General features: G+C 53.9%; 20 protein-coding genes. 19 read left to right on the top strand and 1 reads right to left on the bottom strand.

The window, feature by feature from the left end; all coding sequences use genetic code 11:
• Positions 1-119: 119 nt before the first annotated feature.
• Positions 120-2,537 (bottom strand): AraC family transcriptional regulator, encoded by a 2,418-nt coding sequence (locus tag EHV15_RS32135; RefSeq protein ID WP_246061853.1) that lies wholly within the window; start codon positions 2,535-2,537, stop codon positions 120-122.
• 208 nt (positions 2,538-2,745) lie between these two features.
• Between EHV15_RS32135 and EHV15_RS36745 the strand changes: the two genes are divergently transcribed.
• The 19 genes from EHV15_RS36745 (at position 2,746) to EHV15_RS32045 (ending at position 26,019) form a co-directional block, all read left to right on the top strand.
• The gene (locus EHV15_RS36745) at positions 2,746-3,048 is read left to right on the top strand and encodes a hypothetical protein (RefSeq protein WP_178076011.1); all 303 of its coding nucleotides are present in this window, start codon (positions 2,746-2,748) and stop codon (positions 3,046-3,048) included.
• 39 nt (positions 3,049-3,087) lie between these two features.
• Positions 3,088-4,248, top strand: coding sequence for a cysteine desulfurase family protein (locus tag EHV15_RS32130; protein WP_128634843.1), 1,161 nt, complete (start codon positions 3,088-3,090; stop codon positions 4,246-4,248).
• An 83-nt stretch (positions 4,249-4,331) separates the two neighbouring features.
• Positions 4,332-4,835 carry a PRC-barrel domain-containing protein gene (locus EHV15_RS32125; protein WP_128634842.1) on the top strand — a complete coding sequence of 168 codons (504 nt, stop codon included), beginning with the start codon at positions 4,332-4,334 and terminating at the stop codon, positions 4,833-4,835.
• 31 nt (positions 4,836-4,866) lie between these two features.
• On the top strand, positions 4,867-5,076 hold the full coding sequence (locus tag EHV15_RS32120) for a hypothetical protein (protein ID WP_082208025.1): 210 nt from the start codon (positions 4,867-4,869) through the stop codon (positions 5,074-5,076).
• A gap of 234 nt (positions 5,077-5,310) precedes the next feature.
• A complete protein-coding gene (locus EHV15_RS32115) occupies positions 5,311-6,747 on the top strand; it encodes a PTS mannitol transporter subunit IIBC (protein WP_128634841.1) in 1,437 nt (478 codons plus the stop codon).
• A gap of 94 nt (positions 6,748-6,841) precedes the next feature.
• A complete protein-coding gene (locus EHV15_RS32110; RefSeq protein ID WP_246062021.1) occupies positions 6,842-8,965 on the top strand; it encodes a BglG family transcription antiterminator in 2,124 nt (707 codons plus the stop codon).
• 43 nt (positions 8,966-9,008) lie between these two features.
• The gene (locus EHV15_RS32105) at positions 9,009-9,443 is read left to right on the top strand and encodes a PTS mannitol transporter subunit IIA (RefSeq protein ID WP_128634839.1); all 435 of its coding nucleotides are present in this window, start codon (positions 9,009-9,011) and stop codon (positions 9,441-9,443) included.
• Entirely contained in the window at positions 9,443-10,600 is a 1,158-nt protein-coding gene (locus tag EHV15_RS32100) for a mannitol-1-phosphate 5-dehydrogenase (RefSeq protein ID WP_128635653.1), read from the top strand. Before EHV15_RS32105 ends, EHV15_RS32100 begins: the two co-directional genes overlap by 1 nt.
• Positions 10,601-11,437: 837 nt before the next feature.
• Entirely contained in the window at positions 11,438-12,505 is a 1,068-nt protein-coding gene (locus EHV15_RS32095; protein ID WP_128634838.1) for an AI-2E family transporter, read from the top strand.
• Between the two features lie 734 nt (positions 12,506-13,239).
• The gene (gene alaS / locus EHV15_RS32090; RefSeq protein ID WP_128634837.1) at positions 13,240-15,864 is read left to right on the top strand and encodes an alanine--tRNA ligase; all 2,625 of its coding nucleotides are present in this window, start codon (positions 13,240-13,242) and stop codon (positions 15,862-15,864) included.
• Positions 15,865-15,996: 132 nt separating this feature from the next.
• Entirely contained in the window at positions 15,997-16,257 is a 261-nt protein-coding gene (locus EHV15_RS32085; protein WP_128634836.1) for an IreB family regulatory phosphoprotein, read from the top strand.
• Between the two features lie 228 nt (positions 16,258-16,485).
• A complete protein-coding gene (gene ruvX, locus EHV15_RS32080; RefSeq protein WP_128634835.1) occupies positions 16,486-16,902 on the top strand; it encodes a Holliday junction resolvase RuvX in 417 nt (138 codons plus the stop codon).
• A 13-nt stretch (positions 16,903-16,915) separates the two neighbouring features.
• The gene (locus EHV15_RS32075; RefSeq protein WP_128634834.1) at positions 16,916-17,233 is read left to right on the top strand and encodes a DUF1292 domain-containing protein; all 318 of its coding nucleotides are present in this window, start codon (positions 16,916-16,918) and stop codon (positions 17,231-17,233) included.
• Positions 17,226-17,528 (top strand): DUF1292 domain-containing protein, encoded by a 303-nt coding sequence (locus EHV15_RS32070; RefSeq protein ID WP_128634833.1) that lies wholly within the window; start codon positions 17,226-17,228, stop codon positions 17,526-17,528. Before EHV15_RS32075 ends, EHV15_RS32070 begins: the two co-directional genes overlap by 8 nt.
• 95 nt (positions 17,529-17,623) lie before the next feature.
• Positions 17,624-18,679 (top strand): endolytic transglycosylase MltG, encoded by a 1,056-nt coding sequence (mltG, locus tag EHV15_RS32065; RefSeq protein ID WP_178076010.1) that lies wholly within the window; start codon positions 17,624-17,626, stop codon positions 18,677-18,679.
• Positions 18,680-18,692: 13 nt separating this feature from the next.
• Positions 18,693-19,628 carry a peptidase U32 family protein gene (locus tag EHV15_RS32060; RefSeq protein WP_128634832.1) on the top strand — a complete coding sequence of 312 codons (936 nt, stop codon included), beginning with the start codon at positions 18,693-18,695 and terminating at the stop codon, positions 19,626-19,628.
• A gap of 27 nt (positions 19,629-19,655) precedes the next feature.
• Positions 19,656-20,990: a peptidase U32 family protein gene (locus EHV15_RS32055; RefSeq protein WP_128634831.1), complete on the top strand. Its 1,335-nt coding sequence runs from the start codon at positions 19,656-19,658 to the stop codon at positions 20,988-20,990.
• Between the two features lie 246 nt (positions 20,991-21,236).
• Entirely contained in the window at positions 21,237-23,420 is a 2,184-nt protein-coding gene (locus tag EHV15_RS32050) for a methyl-accepting chemotaxis protein (RefSeq protein WP_128634830.1), read from the top strand.
• Between the two features lie 820 nt (positions 23,421-24,240).
• On the top strand, positions 24,241-26,019 hold the full coding sequence (locus tag EHV15_RS32045) for a peptidoglycan D,D-transpeptidase FtsI family protein (protein ID WP_128634829.1): 1,779 nt from the start codon (positions 24,241-24,243) through the stop codon (positions 26,017-26,019).
• The last annotated feature ends 110 nt before the right edge of the window (positions 26,020-26,129 follow it).

The following is a 26,129-nucleotide window of genomic DNA, read 5'->3' as shown; positions in this document are numbered from 1 at the left end:
ACCGTTAGATCTCCGGCGGACGATAGTTTCCATTCGAAAACCTGATAAATTCCGGAAATCTGGAAAGTATCAGGGCTGCAAATCATGCAAGAGTTTATGCAACGCTAGTGCCGCTAGTGTCATGGACCCTCGAACGCTTCGGGCACGGATGGCTCGGGCATGTGCGGCTTGACAGTTTGCGGCTTGACAGTTTGCGGCTTGACGGATTGCAGCTTAACAGCCTCCGGTTTGGCCGCGTGCAGCTTGCGGTATTGCCCCGGGGTATACCCGGTCTCTTTTTTGAACTTGCGGATAAAGTTTGGCGCATCCAGGTAGCCGACCTGTTCGATGATTTCTTTCAGCGGGGCATCGGTGTTTACGAGCAGCCGGATGACCTCCTTCATGCGGCATTGCCAGATATACTGCGAGAAATTGTAGCCTGTCTTTTCTTTGAAGCAGCGGCTCAGATAAGAAGTGGAAATCGAATATCTGAGGGCAACGTGCTCCAGGCTGAGCGTATAATCGGCGAATTGCTGGTCCACGTAGGCCACGATATCGTCCATTAGGGAATGCTGCCCGGTTTCCGCATTGCGCTCAACCTGAAGGCAGATCCGGGAAGCGAGTGAGCATAGTTTAACCTCAAGCTCCTCCAAGGATTCGAAGGAGGTAAAGCTCGATATGTTCTGAAACACCTCGTTCATCCCCAACTCGGAAGCTGTGCGGAGCAGCGAATTCAACAGGTCGAAACAGATGCAGCGGAGCAGGGAGACCGATAAGGACTCATCCTTCAGTTCATTGATGATCGAAGCGATCATCTGTCTTGCGACCAACTCATTGCCTTGTTTCAGCCCGTGCTCGAGCTTCAGTATCGTCTTGCGCGAAATCCAGAACGTTTCCGCCGAAGGGATAGAGAGCTCCGCGATCTGTTCAAAATAGGTGACGCGTCCGTTGCTGCCGATCATGCGGTATTCCAAGGCGGCTGACGCCTCTATGAATGACTGGTTCAGATTCGCCGGATCATCGTATAACGTTCCAACCCCGAAATAGGGGACAAGCCGGGAGTTTTCGATCACCCATACTTTAATCGCTTCAATGATAGGCAAGATACGGTCTTGCGCCTCCTTCCGGCTGCTCGCGGAGAGCGATACGATCAGCGCAAACTGCTCGGCCGCAGAAAATTCCATCCCGTAAACATGAGTCCCCAGCTCGGCAAATTCGAATTCGCTAAGCATTTCCTGCAAGTGCTGCTGTTCCTTCCAGTTTTTCTCCCCCTCGGCCGTCTCGTCCCACGCCAAAATCACGGAAAAATAAAAGCCTTGGCCCTGCGGAAGCATCAACCCTGCCCCGTCAATCATCCGTTCGATTTCCGGATCGTCGGGTTTCCCGTATTTCAGCAGTAAAAGCAGGCATTGATTCCGTACATAAGGCTGCTGCATATCGATTCTGGCATTGTAATCATGGATGGTTTGCTTGATCCAATCCCATTCGTTTCGGGTTTTGAGATTGTCCGCAGAATGGTTTTTGATTTTGGCGAACTCAAGCAGGTCTTTGATCGGGTGATATTGCCGCTTCGCCAGCAGCATGGCCGCGATGATCCCGGTTAACACGGCGATGCAGAAGATTAGAAAGACAAGCTCCTTAATATGGGCAACGCGGCTGAAAAATTGGTAGCTGGGCATTGCCGTTACATAAAGCCATCCATTAGCTTCAGACTTGACGACAACAACGGAATACTGCTCACCGTCAAAAGAAAGGCTATGAATGCCCGGTTTAAGGGTAGGTAACACCTTTAGGTCTTCAGCCTGCGGACTTGCGCCGTGATTGTTGACCGTCAAGGCGTTGCCTTTCTGGTCGAAGATGTAGCTGCTGCCCGAAAAATCGCTCAATATGGAATCCATAACCCCGGTCAGCTTGGATTCTTTCATTAAATAAACCACCGTGCCGTAAGGGTATTGATCGTTGGGTTTAATCGGCACCAAAAAGGTCAGCATGGGGTCGTTGCGCGAATAGACGCTGACCTTCTCCGCGGGCCGCATCATCGGCTGCTTCAACTCGTTTAAATCGCGCAACAGCTGCTCGCTTGTCCAATTTTCAAACTTGTACATTCGTTCAAACACCACGTTGACGTAGGTTAGGCCCGTGGAGGAGTAGATGATTGAGTCATGGTGAAAATACAAAAAAAGATCCTCCAGGATGCTGCTGTTTGCTTTATAGCTGGCCAATGTACGGATCGCGTCGGCGCTGTATAAAGGATGGCGCACCATGTATGGTGTCAAATGCTCGTCGTACGAAATTTTACTGGCGATTTCCTGCAGCTCGGCCATCCGCTCGTCGATCGTCGTTTTGACCTGGTTCAACTGATTCACATTGGATTGCTCGATCTCTGTACGCAGGCTTCTGACTGCGCTTTCATAAACCAGTGCCGTGACCAGCGTCAGCGGGATGAGGAACATTAAAATATAGGATAACGTGTATTTGAGCAGAAGTTTGGATTTGAAATGGTTCCACCTGGCCGGGATGCCGAACATCGGCTTTGAATGGTTTGCTGTTTTGGGCATGAATAACCTCCCCCCTTTACCCGTCTGTTTTATCATTATAACGTTATAATTATTATGCTATAAATTTACGGTTAAAGGAAGGAAATATGTTGAATCGTGCCCATTTCATTTAAAGAGGAGGTTTTCGATAAAACATGCAGTAAACGGGCAAAGGGCCGATTTGCGTTTCTTGGCTTAAAGAAAATCCGAATTGGGCGGATTGGTACAGATGATGGAAAGGTATAGCGAGCAGAAGGTGATGGACTTTTTTATGAAATTTGTTGCGCTGGGAAAGCAAGAAGGATATATTCATAAAGACCGGACGGATGAGACGGCCTTGCTCTACTTTGCGATGTACCGAAATGAGCTGGGGCGATATCGGCGGAAGCTTCCCGCGAGGAAGGCGCAATCAGGAATATGGACGGGTGGATGGAATTGTTTTTCTACGGCTTGTCCGGGCAGCCTGAGAAAATCTCACGTTGACTTAAGAAATAACGGTTTGATTGCGAATTTTTCCGGAATAAATATATAATATGCATGATTAAAAGTATACCGGATAAGGTGATAATTCATGAAAATATATCTGGACCATGCCGCATCCACTCCGGTCCATCCGCAGGTTGCGGAAACGATGCTGAACGTGATGCGGGAGCAGTTCGGCAACGCCTCGAGCGTGCATTTTTACGGCCGCGCCGCCAAGCGGCTCGTCAACGGGGCGCGGGATGCGATCTCCTCGCGCATCGGCTGCCGTCCGGATGAGCTGGTGTTTACGAGCGGCGGCACGGAAAGCGACAACCTGGCGCTGTTCGGCACGGCGGCTGCCCTTAAAGATAAGGGGCGCCACATCATTACGACGTCCATCGAGCATCATGCCGTTTTGCATGCCTGCGAGCGTTTGGAAAAGGATGGCTTCGAGGTGACGTATCTGCCGGCCGACCGGTACGGCCTGGTGCATCCGGAGCAGGTGCGGGAGGCGATTCGGCCGGATACGATCCTGATCAGCGTAATGTACGGCAATAACGAGGTTGGGACGATTCAGCCGATTGAGGAGATCGGACAAGTTGCCAGGGAGCAGGGGATCGTGTTTCACGTCGATGCCGTGCAAGCGCTCGGTTCGATTCCGATTTCCGTAAGCGAGCTTCCGGTCGATCTGATGAGCTTCTCCTCCCACAAAATCAATGGCCCGCAAGGAGTCGGGGCTTTGTATGTGCGGAAGGACCTGCTGATCGAGCCGATTCTGCACGGCGGACTTCAGGAAAGAAAACGCCGGGCGGGCACGGAAAACATGGCGGGGATCGCCGGCTTCGCCAAGGCGGTGGAACTGGTTGCGTCTGAGCGGGAGGAGCGGACCGCCCATGAGGCGGAGCTGCGCCGGGAATTGCTCAACGCGCTGGAGGAGCGCATTACGCGCGAAAGATTCCACGTCAACGGCCATCCTACCGAGCATTTGCCGCATATCGTCAATATCAGTTTTCCCGAGTGTGATTCGGAGACGATGCTGATGAACCTGGATATGGAAGGGATCGCCGCTTCAAGCGGATCGGCCTGCACCTCGGGGTCGCTGGAACCGTCGCATGTGCTTGAGGCGATGCACGTATCTGAGGCTTTTTTACGTTCGGCGATTCGTTTTAGCTTTGGATGGGGTAATACTAAAGAAGAAGTTGTGCAAACCGCAGAAAAAATTGCAACCATTTTGGAACGTCTTCGTAAAAGAAATCATGGGCACTCGTAACAGGGGTTGTCCAGCTTTTGCGAAGGGAGGTTGAATTCGGCTAAGCAATCAAGGGAAATGCCAGCAGGGAGTGTCGTCGATTCATGAGAATGCAGGAGATGATCGGCCTGGCTGTCTTTGATGTAGAACAAGGCAAGCGGGTCGGGAAAGTCCTTGATGTTTTGCTGGGGGGCGATTGGTCGATCACGGGCATTCAGCTGGAGAACAGATCTCTGTTTTCTTCCAGCGTTAAGGTGGTGCTCTGGGACGATATCGCCGCTTACGGCGAAGATGCTGTGATGATACGCAATCAACAGGCTGTCTGCAAATGGGAAGCCGAGCATATACAAAATACGTTTTTGTCCGGACCCGGCAAATTAAAGGATCTGTCCGTACTTACGGAGGACGGGATTCGGATCGGATACGTCACGGATGTTTATTTTGAACACGAATTGGGAAACACAATTACTGGAATTGAAATAAGCGACGGGTTTTTCACCGATCTGATGGAAGGGCGGAAAATGCTCCCCTTTGTCCCGGAAATGACCCGAGGGGAAAATGCGATCATGGTGCCCCGAAGCAGCGAGCAGTTGCTTGAAAAGCCATGAATTTTTACGAACGGTAGGTGGTCGGTCAATGATGAAATGTCCAAATTGCAATTCCAAGGATATCGGCAAAATCGGTTCCCATCAGTTTTACTGCTGGGGATGCTTTATCGAACTGACGGTAAACGGCGACAAGATGTCGGTTTATCAAGTGGAGGAAGACGGGACGCTGAGCTCCCTGGATGACTTGTTTTTCGGCGAGGAAATCGTGCAGGAATTCCCGCAGATCCAAGCTTCTTCTTAAAAGATATATATTCGCTTCCGCCCGCGGAAATGCTGAAAGCTGTCCATCTATTATATCGGAATAGAGCGGGCGGCTTTTTTTTGTGCTCCTAAAAAATTGTCAACAATGATCATGACGAAACCGTGTTTTGATTTCATTGAGAAGGAAAGCGCTTTGAATTAGGATGAGATTAGGAACACGGTAAATGATAAAGTTTGTGGTGGTCCGCACAATTTTTGAAGGAGGTTTCTCTTTATGGCTATAGCACAAACCAAAACACAACCAAAGGGAACCGGCGGAGCCCGGGTAAAGGTGCAGCAGTTCGGCCGTGCGCTTAGCGGTATGGTCATGCCGAACATCGGCGCTTTTATCGCCTGGGGCTTGATTACCGCCTTGTTTATTCCGACCGGTTGGATTCCAAACGAATATTTGGCCAAACTGGTCGACCCGATGATCAAATATTTGCTGCCGCTGCTGATCGGCTACACCGGCGGGCAAATGATTCACGGCAAACGCGGGGCCGTCACCGGCGCCATCGTGACGATGGGGGTTATCGTCGGCAGCGACATTCCGATGTTCCTTGGTGCCATGATCGTAGGTCCTTTGTCGGCTTGGGTGATCAAACAGTTCGACAAAGCGATCGAAGGCAAAATCCGCTCCGGCTTCGAGATGCTGGTCAACAACTTCTCGATCGGGATTTTGGGCGGCGCGATGGCGCTGGGAGCTTACTCCGGCGTAGGCCCGTTCGTTCAAGCGATCAGCCAGGTTTTGTCTGCCGGGGTGAACTTCCTGGTGAATGCCCAATTGCTTCCGCTGGTCAATATCATTATCGAACCGGGCAAGGTGTTGTTCCTGAACAATGCCATCAACCATGGCGTTATTACGCCAATCGCGGCTGAAGAAGTCTCGCGGGTAGGTAAATCCATGTTGTTCATGCTCGAATCCAACCCCGGCCCCGGCCTTGGTATCCTGCTTGCTTACTGGCTGGTCGGACGCGGTTCGGCGAAGCAATCCGCTCCGGGTGCGGTCGTCATCCACTTCCTCGGCGGGATTCACGAGATTTACTTCCCGTACATCCTGATGAAGCCGGTGCTGATTCTTGCCGCGATCGCCGGAGGCGTAGCCGGTACGTTTACGTTCCAGTTGACCGGTGCCGCTCTTTCCGGGGCGCCTTCTCCAGGCAGTATTATCACTTACATTATGATGACGCCAAAAGGCGGGTTCCTGCCGATGTTCAGCGGGGTCATCGTAGCCGCGGTTGTTTCCTTCCTGGTTGCGGCTTTGCTGCTGAAAACGGGTAAGCAAAACGATGAAGAACTGGATTTGGAAGAAGCTTCGGCAAAAATGAAAGAGATGAAATCCGCCGGCATCAATACGCAAGCGGCGGCTGAAGCAGTGACAAGCGTTCGTAAGGATACGGTCGACAAAATCGTGTTCGCCTGCGATGCCGGTATGGGCTCGAGCGCCATGGGCGCTTCGGTGCTGCGCAAAAAAATGCAGGATGCCGGGGTTAAGGTGACGGTCGTCAATTCGGCGGTCAGCGAGATTCCGGAAGACGCGGATATCGTCATTACGCAAAAAACGCTCACAGAGCGCGCAAAGGCGAACCGGCCGAACGCGGAGCATATCTCCATCGACAATTTCCTGAAGAGTCCGAAATACGACGAGCTGGTTGAACGTCTGAAAGACTAAGCTCGCGGGGACGATACTAGGGCAAAACACTGGCGGTCCGATCCGCCGGTGTTTTGTGTCTGTTTTTCTGAGGGGGGGAGTTCTAGTGAGGAAAATGACCGCCCGGCAAAAGCAGATCTTTTTGCTCCTGCTCGGGCGGAAAACGGGCATGACCGCCGCCGAGATCGCCGCCGATATCGGGGTAAGCGTCAGGACGGTGCACCGGGAATTGGACGAAATCGAGAAAAGCCTCGCCTATTTCGGCCTGATACTGTACCGCAAATCCGGCACGGGCATTTCCGTTTGGAGCGATACCCCGGGTGAAGACGAACAGGAACGCCTGAAGGAAGCGCGCCGGCTGCTGCTTGAGGGCAGCCCCGGCGATTATTCCGGCGAAGAGCGGAAGATTATGCTGATCTGCCGTCTGCTGGATGAACTTGAGCCATGTAAGCTGTTTACGCTGGCTCATGAGCTGAAAGTGACGGCGGCTACCGTAAGCAGCGATCTCGATGAGGTCGAGCCGTGGATTCGCCGCTTCGGACTGGAACTGGTTCGCCGGAGAGGGTATGGGGTGGAAATCGTCGGAGAGGAGATCGGCAAAAGGGCCGCCATTTGCCAATTGGCTTCCGATCATCTGGACTACTCCGATCTGATCGGCGGTTCATCCGAACGAAGGTGGTCGGCGGCTATCGGCCATTTGCTGGACGCGGCGGGCTCGCAGCATCTGATGACCGTGGAAAATACGCTGTGGCAAATGAATTGGGACTGGACCGAGCGTTTGTCCGAAAAGGCCTACACACAGCTATTGATCAACCTGGCCGTAACCGTAAACCGCATTAGGGCGGGACAGTGCGTGTCCGGTGCGGATCAGGGAATGTCGTCCCTGGGAGGAAGCGATGAACGGCCGGGGGAAGGCGAAACGGAACGTTTTGCCACACTTTTGGGCGAAAAGCTGGATCTGCGGTTTCCGCCGGACGAGGCCGAATATATGTGCCGCCTGTTCCATCAGGCCAAGGATGCTTCGCCGGAACTGGTACAGGCGGACATGGAGCTTGTGGACACCGTATCCCGGCTGACGGACAACGTCGTGAAGCGGACCGGCATCCCGTTTCAGGAGGACCGGCTGCTCCGCAGCGGCTTGCTCGAGCATATGGGACCGGCGTTCAAACGGATCCGCGAAGGGGCAAGAATCCGCAACCCGCTGCTCGGCGCGATCCGCAAAGATTACGAGGATCTGTACTACATCGTGCGGGAAGCGATGAACGAAAGCGGCGTGAACTTGGAGATTCCCGACGAAGAAATCGGTTTTCTGGTCATGCACTTCGGCGCGTCGGTAGAACGCCTGAATCAGCTGGGCCGTAACGTCCGGGCCATTCTCGTCTGCTCCAGCGGGCTCAGCTCCTCCAAGCTGCTGGCTACGCGGCTGGCCAAGGAAATGCCGCAGATCGAAGTGATGGGGAACGTGTCCTGGTATGAAGCCAAACGGCTGCCGGAGGAAGATTACGATTTGATCATCTCCACGATCGATCTGCCGCTTCCGTCCGATCGGTACGTTAGGCTTAGTCCTTTGCTGACGGACGAGGACAGCGACCGGCTGCTCCATTTTGTGCAAAATACGACGCTTAAAACGAGAAAAACCGCTCCGAACAAAGATTCGGCCAAAACGAGAGCGTATGACCGGCTGCGAACCTTAAGCTCCATGCTGGATGAAATCGTCCTTTTGCTGGATCAGTTCGTGGTGGGAGAAATGGATAACGCCGGTTATTCCCTGCGTGAGACGGTTTTGGCGGCGCTCCAAGAGATAAACGCTACCTTTCCAGGGAGCGCCGCCGTCTCTCCCGGAACCGGAGCGTTCCGGGAGAGGCCGGAAAGCGTCAGCGCGATGTCCGATATTGAGGCCGTCGCCGACCGCCTGCTGGAACGCGAAAAAATGGCCAGCCAAGTCATTCCCGGCACCTCGCTTGCATTATTCCATACTCGTACCCGGTTTGTGAACTATCGTTCGCTGGCTTTGTTCCGGATGACGGAGCCCGTGGTGCTGGACGGGGATACGCGGATAAGCGCCATCCTGTTTATGCTGGCCCCGCGAGAGCTGCCGAAGGAAACCCTGGAGGTGCTTAGCGAAATCAGCGCCCTGCTGCTCAAGCCGGAGCTGATCGAGCTGCTGGAAACCGGGGAGCGCGCGGATATCCGCGATTTTTTGGCGGCGGAACTGCTGCAGTATGTTGAGAACTATTGATAGGAATTGGTAGGATATTAGTGGAAAAGGAGAGAAAATAAATATGAGAATGCTGTCTAAAGAAAAAATTACCCTGAACGGAAAGGCCAAAGACAAATACGAAGCCATCCGCATGGCCGGCAAGCTGCTGGTCGACGCCGGCCACGTCGCGCCGGAATACGTCGACAAAATGCTGGAGCGCGAAGAGATCGTTTCGACTTACATGGGCGGCGGCCTGGCCATCCCGCACGGAACCAAGGAAGCGAAAAACCTGATTTTCTCCACAGGGCTGTCGGTCGTCCGTTTTCCGGAAGGCGTCGATTTCGGCGGCGATGAGCCGGCGTTTATCGTGATCGGCATCGCCGCGGCCGGCGGCGACCATATGGAGGTGTTGACCAACGTGGCCATGATCTTCACCGAGGAATCGAACTTGGAACGCATCATGAACGCCGCGACCGAAGAAGAAATCGCCGATATCCTCGAAGGGGGCATGCAATGATGAAGGCGGTCCATTTTGGCGCAGGCAATATCGGGAGAGGTTTTATCGGGCTGCTGCTGTCCCGTTCGGGTTACGAGGTTTGCTTTGTTGACGTAAACGACCGCGTCGTTTCCGAATTGAAACGGCGCGGGGAATACCCCGTCATCCTCGCCAGCGAACAACGCGAAACGCTGACGGTTACGGGCGTTACCGCGCTGAACAGCATGAGCGAGCCGGAGGCAGCCGCGCGGGCGGTCGCGGACTCGGATCTGGTGACGACGGCGGTGGGCGTTTCGATCCTGAAGCATATCGCCGGAACGATTGCCGAAGGCCTCAAGCTGCGCAAACAGGGCAACGCGGAGGCGAAGCTTCACATCATCGCCTGCGAAAACGCCATCGGCGGCAGCTCCCAGCTAAAAGAGCACGTGTATGCGCTGCTTGATGAAGAGATGCGCCGCTGGGCGGATCAAACGGTGGCCTTTCCTGACGCGGCGGTGGACCGGATCGTTCCGCTGCAGCAGCACGAAGATCCGCTTCAGGTCGTCGTGGAGCCTTTTTACGAATGGGCGGTGGATCAATCGCAAATGTTCGCAGGCTTCCACAAAGTTGAGGGTGTGCATTACGTGGACCGGCTGGAGCCGTATATCGAACGCAAGCTGTTTACCGTTAACACGGGGCACTGCTCGGCAGCCTACATCGGCCAATTGCAAGGTTACGCAACCATACAGGAAGCGATGAAAGATGAAAAAGTAGCCGGGCATGTCCGTTTGGTGCTGGCCGAGTCGGGAGCGGTGCTTATAGCCAAACATGGCTTCAAGGAAGCGGAGCATCAGGCCTACATAGAAACGACGCTTCAGCGCTTCGCCAACCCGGCGCTGACCGATGAAGTGTCGCGCGTTGGCCGCTCGCCGCTCCGCAAGCTGTCCCCCGGCGACCGGCTCGTCTCCCCGGCGACGCAAGCTTATGAGCGCGGGCTCGGATACGATTACCTGGCGCGGACGATGGCGGCGGCGTTGTTCTTCACCGCGGCGGACGACGTGGAAGTAGAGGAGCTTCAGGCTCATCTGCGGGGGGCCGGGCCGGAGAGCACCCTTGCGAAGTACACGGGGCTTGGGGCGGACCACCCGATTGTTCAAGCCGCGCTGCGTCATTACGAAGAGCTGAGTAAGGCGCGCTAATTAATGGGGCTAAAGGGACCGCCGGAACAAATTCCTCCGGCGGTCTTTTAATAAAATTTCGGGCATGGTAGAAGGCGAAACGCAGGTAGAGAGGGGAGAAGAAGAGGAGAACCTGGGGGCTAAGGGACACCAGAGCCGTTATTTGAGGAAAAACGGAGGTTTGCAAAATGTAACGGACACAGAAGACCTTATTTACCTCAAATCGGCCTGGATGAACGGGTTTAGAGCGAAATAGGGTCGCCTGTGTCCGTTAGACTGGGAAATACCCGGGAAATGGGCGGATAAGGTCGCTGGTGTCCGTTAGAGCAGCGTCCAAAGTTTAGGAAGAGCCTCCAATCGCTCCAAAGTAGAAGTCAGAGTCATCATTAAAGGATACCGTCCGGCATTTTTCTTAAATTGAGTGCAGATTGCACCCTCTACTGGATTAAATGCAAAAATGCATTTCAACTCACTGTAAATTTCCATTTTAGAGCGATTGAAATGCAAAAATACATCTGATTTGGGGCTTTTCGATAAAAAAGACGTTTTCAACCGGAGATGAACTGCATGTTTGCATTTGGTGAGCTTTATTCGGGGCATTTGGGCGGAAACGGACTGCACTTTTGCATTTCGCTGGATTTGGCATAGGTGGCATAGGTGGCATAGGTGGCGTAGTTGGTCGTACCTGGCATAGGTGCATAGTTGGCCGTACGTGGCATAGTTGGTATAGTTGGCTTAGCCTTGGCATAGCCATGGTTTAGCCATGGATTAGCCATGGCCCAAAACGCATGCGATTATTTTTCCCTCCATTGGCAAATAATGAACTGTAGCCAATCCGTGGCCAAGGAGGAATCGCGCATGAATCCGATCTTCAACAGCAAGGCATTCCGGTATGGGGTTTGGCTGCTGCTCGGGCTGTTGATTTTATACTTCATTTGGCTGCTTCGCCCGATGTTTGCGCTGGTCTACGGTTTTCTCAAAGCGGTGCTCGCCCCGTTCGTGATCGCCATCATCATCTCCTATGTCCTGAATCCGGTCGTCCGCATGCTCGGCGGGCGCAAAGTGCCGCGAACGATTGCGGTGCTGCTCATTTATGCGGTGTTTCTGACCGCGCTATCGGTTATTTTGATGAACGTCATCCCGATGTTCGTGGAGCAGTTGGAAGAACTGGGGGAGCATTTGCCGGAGTTAACCATCCATACGCAGCAAATGATGAGCCGCTGGGATAACGGCCTTTTGCCGGGCAGCGTCCGCATGGGGATGAACAACTGGTTTTTTCAATTCGAGAACCGGCTGGCGAGCGCGATTTCCCGTTTTCTGGACAATATCGGGGCTACGATCGGGGTCGTTTTTAACGCGTTTATCATCCCTTTTCTCATTTTCTACATGCTGAAGGACATTGAGCTGATCGAACGGCTCGTACTTCGATATCTTCCGCGTTCGCGCCGCAAATCGATCATCACGCTGCTGAGGGAAATCGACCAGGCGCTCGGCAATTACATTCGGGGGCAATTGCTCGTCTGCGTCATTATCGGCGTGCTGGCTTATATCGGGTACATGCTGATCGGGATGCCGTTTGCTCTGCTGCTTGCCGGGGTTGTCGCCGTCTGCAATATCATTCCTTATCTGGGGCCTTTTCTCGGGGCCGCCCCGGCGCTTGTCATGGCTTCCACGATTTCCTGGAAAATGGTGCTGTTCGTGCTGCTCGTCAACATGCTTTGCCAGACGGTCGAAAGCAACGTCATTTCCCCGCAGGTGGTCGGCCGCAGCCTGCATTTGCATCCGATGCTGATCATTTTCGCGCTGCTGGTCGGCGGAGAGATCGCCGGGGTTCCGGGGCTCATTTTAGCCGTGCCGTTTTTCGCCGTGATGAAGGTGATCATTCAGCATTTTTTCAGCTATTATGTGCGGCGCAAGGCGATGTGAAGGGATTCAGGAGCCGGCGGGGAGTTGGCAAGGATTCCGCACAATGCCGCCCAGTGTAAGCGGGCTGGTGCCATCCAGTGTAAAGGTGCATTGACAGCGCGTTTTTCGCCTTATATACTAAAAATATTATGTTTGAAATAAGATGAAAATGTTGATGAAATGGAGTACGTTCGATTGGCGGATTTATCAGAGAAGGGTTCCTTCGCTTCAGGCCGGGCACTAACGCCCCCTTGAACAAGCGTCGGCTGAGAGAACCCGAAATATCGCGCGGACGGAAAGCTGATTTCGGAGTGTGAACCCAAATTCACCGGCGTAGGTCCCCGTTACCGGACCAATGAGGCGATCGCTATACGGTGTGCCGGTCTTCGGACGGCGCGGAAGCGATAACCAGGGTGGTACCGCGATTTAATCGTCCCTGAATTTCAGGGGCGTTTTTTTGTTGTTCCGCGAGGGGGTTATGAGCGTGGGCTAAATAGTGGAAAAAAAGGGCCTTATTTCACGGATTCCCCGGCCAAGCCGTAAATAGTGGACTTTTTTGGCGTTATTTTCGAGCGAGAGCAGCAAATGGGCACGTTTCCTTAAGGCGCTTACGGAATAACGCCTAAAATTACCGCTATCTACCGCAAAACTGGCCAAGTTCCCGAAATAACGCCCCCAAAAGCCGTTATTTTTGCCGGTGATCGAAACAGGGCTGCGCACTTTATTTGTATACGAACTCTAGGAGGTTAAAAACTATGAAAGCAAGTGAAATCCGTTCCAAATGGCTGGAGTTTTTCGCCGGCAAAGGCCACAAAATCGAACCAAGCGCCTCGCTCGTTCCGCATAACGACCCGTCGCTGCTGTGGATCAACGCCGGCATGGCGCCGCTCAAGCCGTATTTTGACGGCCGGGTGAAGCCGGAGAATCCGCGCCTGGCCAACTCGCAAAAGTGCATCCGTACGAACGATATCGAAAACGTCGGCAAAACGCGGCGGCACCATACGTTTTTTGAGATGCTGGGCAACTTCTCCATCGGCGACTACTTCAAGGAAGAGGCGATCACCTGGGCCTGGGAATTCCTGACGGACCCCAAGTGGATCGGCTTCGATCCGGAGCGTCTGTCGGTAACCGTCTATCCCGAGGATGAAGAAGCGTACAAGCTGTGGAACGAGAAGATCGGCATCCCGGCGGAGCGGATCGTCAAGCTGGAAGACAACTTCTGGGATATCGGCGAAGGCCCTTGCGGACCGTGTACCGAAATTTTCTACGATCGGGGGGATGCTTACGGCGATTTGTCCGATCCGGAAATGTATCCCGGCGGCGAAAACGAACGCTTCCTGGAGGTATGGAACCTCGTCTTCTCGCAATTCAATCATAACAAAGACGGCAGCTACACGCCGCTGCCCAACAAAAACATCGATACCGGCGCCGGTTTGGAGCGCTTTGCGTCGATTCTGCAAAACGTGGACTCCAACTTTGACACCGATCTGTTCCAGCCGATTATCGCCAAGACGGCGGCAATGGCCGGAATCCAGTACAAGGCTTCCGAAGACAGCGACGTCGCGCTCAAAGTGATCGCCGACCACATCCGTACGGTGGCCTTCGCCGTGGCCGACGGCGTGTTGCCGTCCAATGAAGGGCGCGGCTACGTCATCCGCCGCTTGCTGCGCCGGGCCGTACGCTACGGCAAGCTGATCGGGATGGACAAACCGTTTATGTTCGGCCTGGTGGAAACCGTTGGGGAAATTATGGGCAGCTATTATCCGGACATCGTGACGAAACGGGAGTTTATCGAGAAAGTCATTCATAACGAAGAGGAGCGCTTCCACGAAACGCTCAGCGACGGGCTGGCAATTTTGGCCGAAATCAGCGCCGAAGCGAAAGCGGCCGGCCGCACGCTCATCGGCGGGGCGGATGCGTTTAAGCTGTACGATACCTTCGGCTTCCCGCTTGATTTGACCGAAGACTTCGCGGCGGAGCAAGGCCTTGGCGTGGATCGTGAAGGTTTTGAAGCCGCGATGGAGGAGCAGCGCGAGCGCGCCCGGGCGGCCCGGCACGATAGCGGCAGCATGAAAGTGCAGGGCGGGGTATTGGCGGATTTTACGACTAAAACGGAGTTCGTTGGATATAATGAGCTTGAAGTAAATACTACTATTGTAGCTATTATCGCGGACGATGCATTTGTCGACGCGCTCGCCTCCGGCAGTACGGGGCAGATCATCCTGGAAGTTACGCCTTTTTACGCGGAAAGCGGCGGCCAGGTGAGCGACCAGGGGATCATCCGCGGCGAGTCGGGCAGTGCCAAAGTGGACGGTTTGTTCAAAGCGCCGCACGGCCAGCATGTGCATCAGGTGACGGTGGAATCCGGGGAGCTGCGGGTCGGCATGAGCGTATCCGCGGCGGTCGACAAGGAGCAGCGGGCCCATACGATCAAAAACCATACGGCCACCCACCTGCTCCACAAGGCCCTGAAGGAAACGCTGGGCGAACACGTCAATCAAGCGGGCTCGCTCGTCGAGCCGCAGCGTCTGCGCTTTGACTTCTCGCATCTCGGCAGCATTTCGACGGAGGAACTGGCTGAAATCGAACGCCGCGTCAACGAGCAGATCTGGAAGGCGCTGCCGGTCAGCACGCTGCTCAAACCGATCGACGAAGCGAAAGCGATGGGCGCCATGGCGCTGTTCGGCGAGAAATACGGCGATATCGTCCGCGTCGTGGTGATCGGCGATTACAGCCTGGAGCTGTGCGGCGGCTGCCATGTGAACAACTCGGCTGAAATCGGCCTGTTCAAGATCGTCAGCGAAAGCGGCATCGGTTCCGGTGTGCGCCGGATCGAGGCGGTGACCGGACGCGGCGCTTACTTGTTCCTGGACAGCCAGCTGGACCTGCTGAATCAAGCGGCCGGCCTGCTTAAAGCGAACGTAAGCGACGTGCCGAAGCGGATCGAGGGTCTGTATCAGCAATTGAAGGAGTTAAGCCGGGAAAACGAGTCGCTGCAGAGCAAACTTAGCGTCATCGAAGCCGGTGAACTGACCAGCAAAGTCGTCAGCGTAGGCGATACCCGCCTGCTCGCTGCCAAGGTGCAAGCCGGCAGCATGGAGGCGCTGCGCGGTCTGGCCGACGAGCTGAAGGCCAAGCTCCCCGACGCCGTTCTCGTGCTGGGCGCGCCGATGGAAGACAAGGTGAATTTTGTCGTAGCCGTGCCGAAGGAAGCGGTGGAACGCGGACTTCACGCCGGCAAACTCGTCAAGGAAATCGCGGCGGTTTGCGGCGGCGGCGGAGGCGGCCGGCCGGATATGGCCCAAGCCGGAGGGAAGGATGCCGGCAAGCTGGACGAAGCCTTGAAGCTGGCTGAGCAACTGATCGCATCTCAAGGCTGAATCCGGCGATAAAAATTTGACGGGGACTGCCGAAAATTTCCTTAAGGAACCCATGATATGGTATAGTATGATTAGGCTAAGAGGAAGCCGGCTGCGATCATATAGGGATGTCTGAAGAAGCGAGGTGTCATCATGGACTCCATGGATAAAACCGTCAAGTTTAACGTCAAGGGCGATGAGCACGAGGCGTCAGCCAAGGAAATTCTTTTAACGGTATACGAAGCCCTGCAGGAGAAAGAATACAACCCGGTCAACCAGATCGTCGGTTACTTGCTGTCGGGGGATCCTGCGTATATACCGCGGCATAACAACGCGCGAAGTTTAGTGCGCAAGAAAGAGCGCGATGAATTGATTGAAGAGTTGGTTCGGTATTACATGGCCGGCCACCGTTAAAGTTCAAAAAGCGACTTTTGATCACGAAGCAGGACAAGAAGCGGATTCGGCGTCGAATCTTGAATTCAGCCGGGCCTAGCATATGCTTCCGAAGTATGTTTCCTTCGGAAACATTTCAGTTGCTCACGTAGGCTCACCTACGCTCCGCTACTCAGTCCCTAACTTCATCCAACCTTCTCGGTGCTGAAAAGTCGACTTTTTTGAACACGTATTTTAAAGGAGCAACGCATGAGAATTATGGGTCTGGATTACGGGGATCGCCGTATCGGGGTAGCCGTCAGCGATGCGTTTGGTTGGACCGCCCAAGGCGTGGAAGTGATCGAACGCCGCAAGGAAGGCGGAGAATTCGAGCGGATCGCGGAGCTGGCGAAGCAGCATGAAGTGGAAGAGTTCGTAGTTGGACTTCCCAAGAACATGAACGGCTCGATCGGTCCCCGTGGAGAAATATGCAAGGCTTTTGCCGACAACCTGCGGAGCAGGCTGAATCTGCCCGTTCATCTTTGGGATGAGCGGCTAACGACCGTCTCGGCGCAGCGGACGCTGCTCGAGGCGGACGTCAGCAGAAAGAAGCGCAAAGGGGTCGTGGACAAAATGGCCGCCAGTTTGATTTTGCAAAATTATTTAGACTCTAAGAGTAAATTGTGAGGAGGACCCGCTCATGTCTAAAGATCGTATCGGTAATGAAGAAGAACCGGAAATTATTTATATTCCCGATGAAGAGGGAAATGAAGAAGAGTTCGAAGTGATTATGAAATTCGAAGTTGACGGTTCCGACAATAAGTATATGATGGTCGTTCCTTTGGATTCCGATCAAAACGAGGATGAAGAGGGCGAAGAGGTATACGCATTCCGTTACGAGGAAGACGGCGATGATCTGAAGCTGTTCACGATTGAAAGCGACGAAGAATGGGAGATCGTGGAAGAGACGTTCAACACGCTGATCGACGAGTTCGACGGAGAAGATGATCATGACTGAGTACACGGCGGATCAAGTCGTTTGGTCTTCGCGCGTGCGCGACGCCTACGGCCCGGTTGTGGAACTGGAGGAAGAGTCCGGCAAAGCGGCCTACTACAAGGTCGAACGGGAGTTTGACGTGGCCGGGGCGGCCTACGCCGTTCTGCTGCCGGAACAAGCCGGCCGGGACGATGAACCGGAGATTTTTAAAATCGTGGAAGCGGCGGACGGATCTTTGGAGCTCATTACCATCGATGACGACGATGAGTGGGAGAACGTATCCGAGCTTTATGACGAATTGACGTTCCCGGAATGAAACGTAAAACCAGGTTCTAAGCACTAAGCGGATAAGAACGGTCTGGGAAGGGCGGGTTAACAACCGCTCTTTTTGGCTGTAAAGGGGTTGAGCAATTGAAAAAGGCGCTAAAATGGCTGAGCATATTGATCGTGCTCGTGATTGCCGCGGCAGGTGCTGCGGGGGCTTACGTATATACGGGCATGCAGCCTGTCAAGGCGTCGGAACTGGCCGTAAAAATAACAATCGAGCCCGGAACGGGCACCGGCGAAATTGCGGATTCGCTGGAGGAACAGGGACTTATTAAAAATTCATTATTATTCCGCTTTTACTTGAAATGGAAGTCAGAAGGCGGCCGTTTTCAAGCCGGGGTCTATGAATTCAAGCCGGGAGCGACGTACGACGAAATTATTGCCAGGCTGAACAGCGGCGATGTCGTAAAAGCGGAAATGGTCCGGTTTACGATCCCCGAAGGGTTTACGGTCAAGCAAATGGCCGATAAGCTGAGCGAAGAAGGCGCCGTCGACAAGGACGCTTTTTTAAAGGTGGCGGGGGAGGCTTCCGGGCTGAACAGTGAACTGCTGAAGGATATTCCGCAAAACGCCAAATTAACTTATCGGCTGGAAGGATATCTGTTCCCGGAAACCTATGAGCTGAAAAAAGGCAGCACCGAGCGGGATATCGCTGAGCGTATGCTTCAGGAAACGGAGAAAAGGTTAAACGAAATTCCGGACTTCGGAAAAAAACTGGAACAGCGCGGGCTGAGCTTGAACGAGCTGATGACGGTAGCCTCGCTGGTGGAGCGGGAAGTCGTCGTTGACGGGGAGCGGAGCATCGTGGCCGGCGTCATCTACAATCGGCTTGCGCAGCATATGAAGCTGGAGATTGACGCGACGGTGCAGTACGTGCTGGACAAACCGAAGGAGCGGCTGCTGAATTCCGATTTGCGAAGCGTGGACAGCCCTTATAACACTTATCTTTACGAAGGTCTGCCGCCCGGCCCGATCGCGGCGCCGAGCCTTAAGTCGATCGAGGCGGCGCTGGCGCCGACGGCTTCGGAATATCTTTTTTACGTGACGAAAAAAGACGGAAGCGGCGAGCATCTGTTTGCCAAGACGTACGCGGAGCATTTGAAAAACATCGAGACTAGCAAGGCTATGGCCGAAAAATAAGGGTGGTAACTGTATGACGAAAAAACCGGAGCTGCTCGTTCCCGCAGGATCGCTGGAGGAGCTGGAGCGTTATTTGGCGGCTGGAGCGGACGCGGCTATTATTGGCGAAGCCAAATACGGCATGCGGCTTCCCGGCGATTTTTCGCCTGACGAAATTGCCGAGGCCGTTCGCCTTGGACATGGGCGGGGAGCCAAAATCTACGTAAGCGTGAATAACCTGATGTCAAACGAACTGCTGGAGGATCTGCCCGATTATGTGAAGCGGCTGGCCGATTGCGGCGTCGACGCGGTGGAGTTTGGCGATCCGGCGGTGCTGCAGACGGTGCGCGAAGTTGCGCCCGAGCTGGGGCTGCACTGGAACGCGGAAATGACTTCGACGAATTACGCGACCGCCAATTATTGGGGGTCCAAAGGCGCGTCCCGCGTCGTTTTGGCGCGCGAGCTGAATATGGACGAGATTACGGGCATGTCCCCTTCGCTGCAGATTGAAGCGGAGGTGCAGGTGCACGGGATGACGAACATTTACCATTCCAAACGCCGGCTGGTCCAGAGCTATATGAATCATCAGGGGCGGCCGGTGGAGCCCGGCAGCGACCTGGGCCCGCGGCGCGGCTTGTTCCTGATCGAAGCCGAACGCCCCGAGGAGAAGTTCCCGATCTATGAAGACCGGAACGGAACGCATATCATGAGCTCGGACGATATTTGCATTTTGGAGGACCTGCATGTGCTGATGGCGGCGGACATCGACAGCTTTAAGATCGAAACGCTGCTGAAGCCGGCGGCTTATAACGAGGTGGTCATCTCCGCGTATCGCCAGGCGATCGAGGCTTATTTCCGCGATCCGGACGGCTACGAATTGGACGAATCCTGGATCGAGGCCATCCGCCGCGTGCAGGACCCCGAGCGCGAGCTGTCCTTTGGTTTCTTTTACAAAGAGCAGGTGTATTGAATAAAACAAACGAAGAGGTGAACGAAGATGCGGACAGCGGAGAAACACATCCCGAAATATGCGGGGAAACGTTACCGGCTGGCGAAACCCGAGCTGCTCGCCCCGGCGGGCAATCTCGAGAAGCTGAAATTCGCCGTTCATTACGGAGCGGATGCCGTGTATATCGGTGGGCAAAAATACGGCCTTCGTTCCAATGCGGATAATTTCAGTTTTGAAGAAATGCGCGAAGGCGTGGAGTTCGCGGGGAAATACGGGGCCAAAGTGTTCGTGGCCACCAATATTTATGCCCATAATGAGGACCTGGAGGGCATTGAAGAGTATTTGCGGAATTTGTACGAGGCCGGTATCGCCGCCATCATCGTGGCCGATCCGGTCATTATCGAAACGGCGCGGCGGGTCGTTCCCGGCCTGGAGGTCCACCTGAGCACCCAGCAGTCTACGGTCAACTGGCAGGCGGTCAAGTTCTGGAAGGAACAAGGCCTGCCCCGGGTCGTGCTTGGCCGGGAGACCGGTTTGCACGAAATCGAGGAGATCAAAAAGCATGTCGACATCGAGCTGGAGGCTTTTATTCACGGGGCGATGTGTTCCTCCTACTCCGGCCGCTGCGTGCTGTCGAACCATTTTACCGACCGCGACTCCAACCGCGGGGGCTGCTGCCAGTCGTGCCGCTGGAAATACGATTTGTTTGAGGACGGCCGTCCGGAAGCCGCCTGGGTTTCCGAGGAGGAGGCACGGGACAGCCAGGTGCTGCAGCAGTTCCGTCTGGGCGTGACCCAATTGCCTTTGTTCGAAGAAAACGACAACGCGTTTACGATGGGATCGAAAGATTTGTGCATGATCGGGCATATCCCGGATTTGATCGATGCCGGGGTGGACAGCTTTAAAATCGAAGGACGGATGAAATCGATCCACTATGTAGCCACGGTCGTGAACGTTTACCGCCAGGCGATCGACGCTTATATGGCCGATCCCGATAACTATGAGCTGAAGCCGGAGTGGGTGGAGGAGATTAACAAAGCGGCGAATCGCCCGCTGAATACGGGGTTCTTCTACGATACGCCGGACCATGAAGATCATATTTACGAACCGGAAGAAAAAGCGGCGCCTTACGATTTTGCCGGTTTGGTGATGGAATATGACGAACAGACCGGCATGGCGGTCATTCAGCAGCGCAACCACTTTAAACCCGGGCAGGAAGTCGAATTTTTCGGGCCGGGCGGGACGTTTTTCAAGCAGACGGTTGGGGCGATTTATGACGAGAACGGCAATGAATTGGATGCGGCAAGACATCCGCTGCAGCGGATCAAAATAAAAGTGGAGCATCCGGTATCCTACTTCGACATGATGCGCAAGAAGAAATAACAGAAAAATGCAATATGCTTTGGGGCCTGTTTTTGTCTAGGACAAAAGGCCTCTTTTTTGCGTTCCGGGACTTTTTTGTTAAGAAAATTTAAAATCCAGTCCATTTCCAGCCGATATTAAAGAGGAGAACGTCAGTTATTGTCGAACTAGTACTGACGGAAGTCATACATACCAGCAGTATTAAGGCATGACCTCAAGCCTATTTTTGCCTGAGGGTGCAACTATTATGAGTGGTGGGTGATCAACATGAGTCTGGTTCCAAAGAACGAGGATCAACAGGCCGACAGCAAGAAAAAGGCGAAAAGCAAGAAGGGGCAGCGGACGGAATCCAAAAAAGCGAACACCGGCAAGCCGGGATTTGACTGGAAAGCGATGGCGGTTTCGCTGAAGGATAAGCTGCCCAAAGAGGTTAATCCATCCAAGTCGGTTGGCATACGTTTGTTTTTGATTTTCTTCGTGGCGATTATGGTGTTCGTATTAACGATCGGCATTTTGTCTTCCCAGATGGCGAAGGCGACGATCCAGGACAACGCCGAACAGGCGAATTTGCAGACGATTGTGCAAACATCCCAAAAGCTCGATATCGTTTTGCAAAAATACGAAGAGAATCTGCAGCAAATGTTCCTGGACGACGAAATGCAGAGTGCGATTATGGACGCGTCGCTATCGGGGGTTTCCGAGTATGACCGGTTCACGGCAACGAATAAAATGAGAACTCGTTTGAATACGCTGACATTTTCCACTACGGGCGTTGCCGCCGTTTATATGCTCTCCCCGGACAAGGCCATTGACGATGTCACTTCCGGGAGCGCCGATACGGCTTTCCTGGGAACGGTACGGGAGCAGCCGTGGTTCGAGGACGTGACCAAAACGTCCAAAACGATGTGGATTAACGTGCCTGATCAAAAAGCGGGCTCCTCCGTGTTCCGTCTCGTGAGATCCGTGCAAAGCGTCAACAGCATGAAGCGGTTCATTTTGATCGCGGATATCAATCTGGAAGTGTTGAACGGTTACCTGCAGGAAGTGAATTTGGGCAAAAACTCCAAGCTTCAAATGGTGAACGACCAAAATATCGTCGTCGGTTCGTCGGTGGCCGGAGATGAAGGCAAGGAATCGGAATTTAAACTCGGCGAGGCCGCCGCGAAAGAGCCTTACGGCAGCTTCCGGACGGATGATGCAAACGGAAACACCGTTTTGGCGGTGTTCAACACGCAGCAATCCTCCGGTTGGAAATTGCTCGGTACCGTTGACGCGGGAGAATTGACCGAGAGCGCCAACGCCATTTTGATGGTTACGATTTTCTCGCTGATTGGCGTCGCTATTATTGCGATTTTGATTGGCGTCTGGATGGTGCGGATGATCGCGCATCCGCTGGGCAAATTGAAAAACCTGATGGAGGAAGGTTCGAAAGGGAATTTGAACGTCCGGTTGGAGCTCAAGGTTAAAGATGAAATCGGGCAATTGGCCGACAGCTTTAACGTGATGATGGAAAATATCACCTCGCTTGTGAAGCAAACGAACAGCTCGGCTCAGGATGTTCTTGATACCGCTACCGAACTGACGCACGCCTCCAACAAAACGGCGCTTTCCGCCAAGGAGATCGCTATCGCGACGGAGGAAATCGCCAACGGGGCAACCAGCCTGGCGAACGAAGCCGAGCGCGGCAACGAGTTGACGGAGAACATTTCCCGTCAAATGGAACGCGTGATTCAAACCAACAAAGAGATGGAAGTATCGGCGCGGCAAGTCGAGAAGTCCAGTCAATTGGGTACCGAATATTTGAACGGTCTTTTGGAAAAAACGAATATCACGGGAGAAATGGTTAATGCCTTGACCGACAAAGTCAATTCTTTGAAAGCAAGCACCAATTCCGTGATGAAGGTGCTTGACGTGATGCAAAACATTACGCAGCAAACGAACATTTTGTCCCTGAATGCGACGATTGAAGCGGCCCGGGCAGGCGCGGCAGGCAAAGGGTTCATGGTTGTCGCCGACGAAATCCGCCAGCTGGCCGAGCAGTCCCGTCAATCCATTACGATGGTCGGGGAGATTACCGATACGATCCAAAAGGAAATGAACGAAACGGTCAAAGCGTTGTCGGATGCAAGCCCCTTGTTCCAGGAGCAAGCCAACTCCGTTCAGGAAACCAGTCAGATTTTCGTTTCCGTACAAGAGCAAATGGAAGGTTTCGTGCGGCATCTTGATTCGGTAACGTCTTCGATCGACGAGCTGAACGAGGCGCAGACGGTGCTGTCGGAAGCGATGAGCAACGTCAGCGCCGTAGCGCAGCAATCGTCGGCCACCTCCGAAGAAGTGGCTTCGCTTAGCAGCGAGCAACAGACGGTTGGCGATCAATTGGTGCAACTGTCGAGCAAGCTGGAAAACGTATCGACCGGCTTGAAAGAATCGCTGTCCAAGTTTACGGTTTAAACGAGCATATTGAACCAAAGCACATACACAGCCCTGCAAATCGAAATGCGGATTTGCAGGGCTGTTTTGTTTTAAACATTATAGAGTTTATAAAAATTCCTGGGGTTAAGGACGATGCGCAGGTTGAGAGGGGAGGAGGAGAAGGATTTGGAGGCTAAAGGACCTCAGAGGCGTTATCTGCGGAAAAACTGAGGTGTGCAAAATGTAACGGACGGAGATGACGTTATTTACCTCGAATCGGCCCGGGTAAACTCGTTTAGAGCGGAATAGCGTCATCTGGATCCGTTTGGCTGGGAAATACCCGGGAAATGGACGGATAACGTCGCTGGAGTCCGTTAGAGCAGCGTCCACAGAATAGAAAGAGCCTGTTGCTTTGTTGAAATCTAGTTGTACATGTTTACAACTATCATCCCGAGCCAGATTTAACAAGCAATAAGCTGTTGAATCAGGTATTGGCACTGTCATTGGATATATACAATAGAATTGGAAAACTACTGGTAAATATAGTTGCTTGATTGGATATTTTCCAATAGACGAAGCTCAATGAAGTGCAAAACGGGCGGTTAGAGCAAATTCTATTGGATTTTTTCCAATGAGAGTTCAAAATGGTGTTCGATTTCCGGTAATCTATTGGATTATTTCCAATGAGAGCGCGAATGCGACTCCAAATCTGCAACCGCATGCGCAATTTCACACAGCGCCGATAGCCAACCTGCCCCCATATTATTTCCTCAAAACTGTCTTTTTCAATTTCAAGCGGCCGCCCCTGGGTGTGAACCTGCTTTTCCCAGGAAATAATATGGGACAAGGGGGGCGAAGCATGTCATTATTGCGCAAAAAACGCATTTTTTATATTTTGCTGTTATTTACTGTCGTGCTTGGCGTGTTTGCCTTGCGGATGGCCTGGATCCAAGCGGATTCCGCTTTCCGGGCGGCGACCGTAGGCGGCAAAACGATCAACGAACTGGCCGTCCGGCAGCGGGAGGAAAGCATCGAGTTGGACCCCGGCAGAGGCCGCTTCATCGATCGGAACGGTCTCCCTTTAACCGGCCGGATGGCCTGGTCTCCGATTCTTTTTCCCGTTAAAGACGTCCCGGACGGAGAAGCATTAAATAAGCTGGCGGCCTCGCTTGGGGTTTCCCCTGCGGAGCTTCGGTCAACGTGGGCGGAGTTACGGAAACCTTACGTTTGGCCCAAGGAGGGGGAGGAGCCGCTTCAACTGACTGAAGCGGAGGCAAGCCGGCTGCCCCGGCTTGAAGGGCTGGAAGTGTTGCCTTACGCAATGCGTTATGATCCGGGGAAACGCGGAAATCAATGGCTGGGTTATGTCGCTCAGCGCCCGGATGTGATCCGCCGGCTGCGCCGGGATCAGCCGAGAGCCCCTTTGCCGATGACGCTTCAGGTTGGAGCGGCCGGGCTGGAAAAGACGTTTGACCGCTATTTGCGGGGAATTGGCGGAGTGAGGGCGGCTTTTACGGTAGACGGGCAAAAACGGCCGCTGGATGGTTTGGGCACGCGGATCAATGCGAAAAACAGCCGGTACTATCCTTTGCAAATTAAGACGACGGTGGACGAAGGTTTGCAACGGGATATCGAGCAGCTTGCCGCCGGGATGAACGTACAGGAAGGCGCCGTCGTCGTTCTCGATGCGGCCAATGGGGACATCGTAGCGATGGTTTCTTTGCCGTTTTACGACCCGCGTCACGTGAACCCGAAGCAGCCGGACTGGGCCAACAATGCGGTAAAAGCGGCAGTTCCGGGGTCGATCTTCAAAACCGTGATCGCGGCTGCGGCGCTGGAGGAACATGTTTCCTCCCCGCATGAAACTTTCCATTGCAGCGGACACTATGGGAAATACGGGCTGTCCTGCTGGAAGGAAGGCGGTCACGGAACGATCACGCTGGAGGAGGGATATTCCCGCTCCTGCAACGTCGTATTTGCTGCGCTCGGTGAAAGGTTGGGTCCGGCAAGAATCGCGGAAACGGCATCCAAGCTGGGGCTTGCCCGCCAGGTAGGGTGGCAGACCGCTCGCTTTTTGGACGGGGACGATTTCAAACAGCTCGATCAGGAAGAAGCGGGGGCCGTTTTTAACGATATGTCGAAAGCGGACGGAGGCGTGCTTGCCCAGACGGCCATCGGCCAGCGCGATGTGCTTGTCTCCCCGCTCCAGGCGGCCAATCTGGTTGTTACGCTGCTGCACCAGGGCCAGGTGACGGCGCCGCGGCTGGTCAGTGAAATCCGTTTTAAGGACGGTTCGCTGCTGGCCGAATTCCCGGTACAAGCCGCGCCGTCTTCTGTCGGGCAAATTTCGCCCCGTATCGCGGACACGCTGCTGTCCTGGATGAGACAGGTAGTGACCGAAGGGACTGGGCGTTCGCTAAACCGGGCCAAATGGCCCTTGGCCGGAAAATCCGGTACGGCCCAGGTGCTGATAGACGGCGTGAAAAAAAACCATCAATGGTTTATCGGGTACGGGCCCATTGATCATCCCAAATACACCGTGGCGGTGCTGGTCCAAAACCGTCCTGCAGGTTCGGCGCATCAAGCGGCCGAGTTGTTCCGCAAGACGATGGACTTGCTGGCAGCACGCGGTTCGTAAAGTTTTTCGGCGCTGAAAACCTGACATTTTAAACTCGCACTTTAAGCCAAAGGCGCGAAAACTTCCCTATGCTTTCCCCAAAAAAATACGCCTAAACCTGCAGGGGATAT

It is taken from the genome of Paenibacillus oralis (assembly GCF_003863965.1).
In the GTDB taxonomy this organism is placed as follows: Bacteria; Bacillota; Bacilli; order Paenibacillales; family Paenibacillaceae; genus Fontibacillus; species Fontibacillus oralis.
This window is presented reverse-complemented; position numbering and strand designations above follow the sequence as displayed.